General features: G+C 71.0%; 6 protein-coding genes. 5 read left to right on the forward strand and 1 reads right to left on the reverse strand.

Annotated features, from left to right (window positions below):
• Positions 1–343 precede the first annotated feature (343 nt).
• Positions 344–1438 carry a hypothetical protein gene (locus tag ACFU99_RS29965; RefSeq protein ID WP_384397956.1) on the forward strand — a complete coding sequence of 365 codons (1095 nt, stop codon included), beginning with the start codon at positions 344–346 and terminating at the stop codon, positions 1436–1438.
• Positions 1439–1538: 100 nt separating this feature from the next.
• Here the strand turns inward: ACFU99_RS29965 and ACFU99_RS29970 are convergent, their stop codons facing one another.
• Entirely contained in the window at positions 1539–2681 is a 1143-nt protein-coding gene (locus tag ACFU99_RS29970) for a M48 family metallopeptidase (RefSeq protein ID WP_384397958.1), read from the reverse strand.
• 101 nt (positions 2682–2782) lie between these two features.
• Between ACFU99_RS29970 and ACFU99_RS29975 the strand changes: the two genes are divergently transcribed.
• The 4 genes from ACFU99_RS29975 to ACFU99_RS29990 all read left to right on the forward strand — a co-directional run bounded on the left by ACFU99_RS29975 (position 2783) and on the right by ACFU99_RS29990 (position 5825).
• Positions 2783–2953, forward strand: coding sequence for a hypothetical protein (locus ACFU99_RS29975; RefSeq protein WP_384397960.1), 171 nt, complete (start codon positions 2783–2785; stop codon positions 2951–2953).
• 223 nt (positions 2954–3176) lie between these two features.
• Complete coding sequence (locus tag ACFU99_RS29980; RefSeq protein ID WP_363131773.1) at positions 3177–3341, forward strand: hypothetical protein; 165 nt, start codon at positions 3177–3179, stop codon at positions 3339–3341.
• A 44-nt stretch (positions 3342–3385) separates the two neighbouring features.
• Entirely contained in the window at positions 3386–3997 is a 612-nt protein-coding gene (gene nadD / locus ACFU99_RS29985; protein WP_384397962.1) for a nicotinate-nucleotide adenylyltransferase, read from the forward strand.
• Positions 3998–4037: 40 nt separating this feature from the next.
• Complete coding sequence (locus ACFU99_RS29990) at positions 4038–5825, forward strand: LCP family protein (protein WP_384397964.1); 1788 nt, start codon at positions 4038–4040, stop codon at positions 5823–5825.
• Positions 5826–5931: the final 106 nt, after the last annotated feature.

Consider the following 5931-nt stretch of genomic DNA (forward strand, 5'->3'; position numbering starts at 1 on the left):
GGCCCGGAGGCTCCGCCCGCCACCAGCGGCGTGGACAGCCCCGTCGGCCCCGCCAAGGAGCACTCGGATCCGCTGCCGTCGGTCTCCGCGGACTCGGAACCGCCGGTGGCCTCGGCCGCGCCGCGCCAGCCCTGACGGCGTACGCGCGGCCCGTGCCGTCCCCGTTTCCTGGCGATCGGCGTGCGGACGGAGTGGGGACGGGGCGTGGACGGGGTGCGACCGGCGTGCGATCGGGGGGTGCGTCCGACCCGCTCCGGCGCGTCAGCCGTCCGCCTCGTTTTTCGTCCGAACTTGTCGTGTACCAGGGCGTTTACCTGAGCGTCCGCAGACCTACTCTTGAAGTATGGCCGGGCCTGGAGAGCCACCTGAGGGGACTCCCGAAGGTGTCCCCGGAAGCAGCGACGACGAGTACGGTTCCGTCGTCTTCGACGAGTCGTTCGTGCGCGCTGCCCGGCTCCAGGAGTTCTCCGCCAGGGAGCGGATGCGCGACCACGCCCAGGCGGTGCGCAACCGCTCGCACTGGGCGCGCATCGGGGCCCCGCGCCAAGTGCTCGTCCTGGTGCTGCTGATCGCCCTCGCCTTCGGAACGGCCGTCTATATGGGCGTACGCCACCCCTACAAGGAGACGCCGCCGCCCGCCGCCGACCCGCTGCGCACCACGCTCATCCCGCTCGCGCCGACCGGCACGGTCGTCGGCTCCTCCGCGCGCGACCTCTTCGACCACAGCCCCGCCGCGCAGTTCGGCGAGGGCTCGGAGGGCGTGACGCTGCCCGCCGCCCGCAAGACCCAGCACTTCTCCGAGAGCCAGGTGCTGGCCGCGCTCGCCGCCGCCAAGGAGTACGTCGTCAAATCCTCCCTCGACCCCGGCGTGCTCACCGGCGGCGACACCCGGACCACGCGCGTCCTGCTCGACCCGTCCCAGCTCGCCCAGTACGACCAGAGCCTCGCCCACCCGCAGGACGACGGGCGGCACGCGGCCACCGGCTGGCTGGTCCGCTTCGACCCGTCGAAGGTCGCCCTCGCGAACGCGCCCGTACGGGTCCGGGGCACGCTCTCCGTGACCGAGTCGGCGGGCGCGCTGGAGGTCACCGCCGACCACACCTTCGTCTACCCGCTGCGCCCGGCGCGGGCGGGCAGGAGCCCGTCGGCCGGGGCGGACGAGGTCTCGCTCTTCACCGTCCGGCGCGAGATGCGCTTCCGCTTCGACCGGGACGACCTGCGCGACCACCACATCGAGGTGACGCAGGCCAATGTGCAGGCCGGTCCCGAGTCCTGCGCGGCGGACGCGGCCGGGTATCTGCGGCCGCTGCTGGCGGGGGAGCGGGCGAAGGACGAGGGCCCGGCCGGTACGGACCCGTACGCGACCGGGCGGGCCACGGCGTCGCTGTGCGGCGTACTGGCGGCCGGAGCGATGCCGACCCCGACGGGGCGCCGGTAGAGCCGCCAGGAGCGCTCCGCGGGCCCTGTGGGGGCCGGTCTACAGCGCCTCGTGGCCGCCGGGCCGTCCCTAGCGCCCCGTGGGCCCCTTGGGTCTGCCCCTAGTGTTCCGTGGGCCCCTTGGGTCCGTCGCTGCCGCCGCCCGGCCCGTTCTCGGATCCGTTCCCCGGCCCGTCCTCGGCAGTGCTTCGTCCCGTCGACGACGAGCCCCGGCCGGTGAAGGTGTCCCGGAGCTTGCCGCCGAGGTCGCCCGCGCCGCCCGCGATGTCCCGTACGAGCCCCATCAGCGGGTCCCTGCTGGACCGCACCGATTCGGCGTAGTGCGACGCGGACTCCTTGAAGGAGTCGGTCACCGAGGTGTCCTTGTCCTCGTCGCGGCGCGGGTAGTGGCCGTCCATGATCCGCTGGTAGTCGCGGCTCTCGGCCCACTTCTTGAGCTCGGCGGCCCGTACGGTCGTGAACGGGTGGCTGCGCGGCAGCACGTTCATGATCTTGAGTACGGAGTCCCGCAGATCGCCGCCCGACTCGTACTCCTCGGCCTGCGCGAGAAACGCGTCCACGTTCATCTCGTGCAGATGGTTGCCGCCCGCGATCTTCATCAGGCCGCGCATCGACGCCCGCAGATCCTGCCCGACCAGCAGCCCGGCCCGGTCCGCCGACAGCTCCGACTTGCGGAACCACTCGCGCAGCGCCGTGACGATCGCCATGATCGCGATATTGCCCAGCGGGATCCAGGCGACCTTGAGTGCGAAGTTGGTGAGAAAAAGCAGGATGGTGCGGTAGACGGAGTGCCCGGACAGCGCATGACCCACCTCGTGGCCCACCACCGCCCGCATCTCCTCCTCGTCCAGCAGCTCGACGAGCCCCGTGGTGACCACGATGATCGGCTCGTCCAGGCCGATGCACATGGCGTTGGGCTGCGGGTCCTGGGTGACGTACATCGGCGGGACCTTCTCCAGGTCCAGGATGTAGCAGGCGTCCCGCAGCATGATGTTGAGGTGCTGGAACTGCTGGTCGCCGACGCGCACCGAGTCGGAGAGGAACAGCAGCCGCAGGCTGCGCTCCGGCAGCAGCCCGCTCAGCGCCTTGAAGACGGTGTCGAAGCCGCTCAGTTTGCGCAGCGCCACCAGCGCCGACCGGTCCGCCGGATGCTCGTACGCGCGCGAGGAGATTCCGGGGAACCGCTTCCGTTCCCGGCCGGGCACCTGCTCGTGTCCCCCGCCGCTGCTGTCACTGCTGCTCATGGTGACCCCCTTCACTGGGCCGATCAGGCCGATCCGAACCCGTCCCCCCACTATGCGGACCCCAGCCTAGATGTTGATATCGGGCTGGCTACCGTGGAGCCATGCCCGACATGAATGGCCTGACCGGCTACCCCGGCTTCACGGAACTGCTCGCCGTCTCCAAAGGCCACGAGAGTCCCGGCATGCTGATGCCGACGATCCTCCTCGTCACGATCGCCGGCGTCGCCCTCATCGGCTGGTTCGTGCTGCGCGGGTACGGCAACAAGGACTGACCGCCGCACGGCGGCCGCGCCCGACGGGAACTCGCCGGACGCCGTACGCGCCCGACTGCGCCTGGCCGGCCGTTGCCGTACGCGCCCGGCCGCTGCCCGTCGGCCGCCGGACGCGCCTGACTAGGGCGGACGCGCGGAGTCGCCGTGAGGTTGCCGGGCGCCGCCGCATACGATGTGTCAGAAGTCTCTGCCCGATCCCATCACCGGATAGGTCCTGCCGAAGATGACCGCATTCAGCACCGCCCACACCGCCCTGGTCACGCTCGCCGCCGAGGGCGAGCACGTGGACACCCACGAGAGCATCAGCCCCTTCATGACGGGCGGCGCTGCCCTCGTCATCCTGCTGCTCCTGCTGTGGGGCGTCACCCGTTTCAACCGCGACCGCTGAACCGACGTCCCGGTGCGCGGCCGGGCCCAGTAGGGTCTGCACGCATGGGAGAGCAGACAGAGCCCGCGAAGCGGCGACTCGGCGTGATGGGCGGGACCTTCGACCCGATCCACCACGGCCACTTGGTCGCCGCGAGCGAGGTGGCCTCGCAGTTCCACCTGGACGAGGTGGTCTTCGTACCGACCGGGCAGCCGTGGCAGAAGAGCCACAAGAAGGTGTCCCCGGCGGAGGACCGCTATCTGATGACGGTCATCGCCACCGCGTCCAACCCGCAGTTCTCGGTCAGCCGCATCGACATCGACCGCGGCGGCCCCACCTACACCACCGATACGCTGCGGGACCTGCGCGCCGAGCACGGTGACGCGGACCTCTTCTTCATCACCGGAGCCGACGCGCTCTCGCAGATCCTCACCTGGCGGGACACCGAGGAACTGTTCTCGCTGGCCCACTTCATCGGCGTGACGCGACCCGGCCACGTACTGGCCAATCCGGGGCTCCCGGAGGACGGCGTCTCCCTGGTGGAGGTGCCCGCGCTGGCGATCTCCTCGTCCGGCTGCCGGACGCGCGTCGCACAGGGCGATCCGGTCTGGTATCTGGTGCCGGACGGTGTGGTCCGCTACATCGACAAGCGCAAGCTGTACCGGCAAGACGGCTGAATCAGTCAGACACCGGCAGACACCGGTTGAAGGGGCTCTGGTGAACGACCGACAGGACCCGTACGCACAGGAACCACATGTGTACGGCTACGACGCCTATGGGCAGCCGGTGTACCAGCCGAACGACCCGCAGCGGGTGTACGACCAGTACGGGCAGCCGATTCAGCAGCAGGGGCACCCCGACCAGCACGGCCAGCACGGCCAGAGCCAGTATGGACAGCACGGGCAGTACGGGCAGTCGATTCCGCCGCAGCAGCCGTATCAGGACCAGCAGCAGTACCAGCAGGCGCAGCAGCCGTACGACCCGTACGGCGCCGGGGCGCAGCAGGGGTACGGCTACGACCCGTACGCGCAGCAGTCCTACCAGCCGCAGCACCAGCAGTCCGTGCAGGGGCAGTCGCAGCACCACCAGCCTCAGCAGCAGGTCCAGCAGCAGGTCCAGCAGCAGGAGTGGATCCCGCAGCAGGCCGCGGCCCCGCGCGACGAGGAGCACACCGAGCACACCGAGCACACCGAGCAGTCCGAGCGCGCGGATGCGGCGGACAAGCCGGATATGGCCGGCGGTGAGGGCGAGGAGTACCGGACCGAGCAGTTCTCCTTCATCGAGGAGCCGGACGAGGACTCCGAGGACGTCATCGACTGGCTCAAGTTCAGCGAGAGCCGCACCGAGCGCCGCGACGAGCGCAAGCGCCAGGGCCGCAACCGCGTCGTCGTGCTCATAGTCGTCGTCGCGCTCGTCGTGGCCGGCGGTGTCGGCTACCTCTGGTACGCGGGGATGCTGCCGGGCACGGGCGGCGACTCCAAGGGCGCGGCGGCCTCCGGGGGCGCGCAGAAGCGCGACGTGATCGTCGTGCATCTGCGGGAGACCAAGGGCGGCGGCAGCTCCACCGCCCTGCTGGTCGACAACGAGACCGCAGGCCGGGGCACCACGGTCCTGCTGCCGAACACGCTCGCCGTCACCACGGACGGCGGCACCGCCACCACGCTCGGCAAGTCGGTGCAGGACGGCGGCACAGGGGGCACCCGCGACGCCCTGAACACGCTGCTCGGCGCGGACATCAAGGGCAGCTGGCGGCTGGACACGCCGTATCTGGAGAACCTCGTCGAGCTGGTCGGCGGCATCACGCTCGACGCGGACGCCACCATTCCCGGCGCGAAGAAGGACGACAGCCCGCGGGTCAAGCAGGGCAAGGACCAGGAGCTGAACGGCCAGGCGGCCGTCGCGTACGCCGTCTACCACGCGCCCGGCGAGGCGCAGACCAAGCAGCTCGCGCGGTTCGGCCAGGTCATGCAGGCGGTCCTGAAGAAGGTCTCGACGGACACCGGCTCGGCCGTGAACACGGTGGAGACGCTCGCCCAGATCCCCGACCCCTCGCTCTCCGAGAAGCAGCTCGGGGCCTCCCTGGCGCACCTCGCCGAGCTGGCCAAGAAGGGCTCGTACGACACCAAGGTGCTGCCCGTGCAGGGCGACGGAACGCTCAGCGAGCAGGCCACCGCCTCGGTGGTCAAGGACGTGCTCGGCGGCACGGTGAAGAAGAACGCCGCGGACGCGCCGCCGCGGGTGAGCGTGAAGAACGCCACAGGGAAGAAGACGGCCGCCGGCGCGGCGCAGATCGCCCTGGTCAACGGCGGCTACACCGTCGTCGACGGCGGCACGCAGAGCGGCGGGCAGGCCGCGTCGAAGGTGACGTACTCCGACGAGAAGCGGGCGGCGCAGGCCAAGGAGATCGCCAAGACGCTCGGCCTGCCGGCCGGGTCCGTGGCCAAGGGCGACGGGGCGCCGAACGCGGATGTCACGGTGGTCCTCGGGAGCGACTACAAGAAGTGACCGCGGCCCCGCGCCGCGCCGCGTCCCCGGCCCGTACGGCTGTAAGCCGTTACGGGCCGGGAGCGTGGACACGCGCGGCGGCGGGGCGGTCGGCGGAGCGTGAGAC

Origin of the sequence: Streptomyces sp. NPDC057654 (assembly GCF_042800135.1) — a bacterium.
GTDB lineage: Bacteria > Actinomycetota > Actinomycetes > Streptomycetales > Streptomycetaceae > Streptomyces.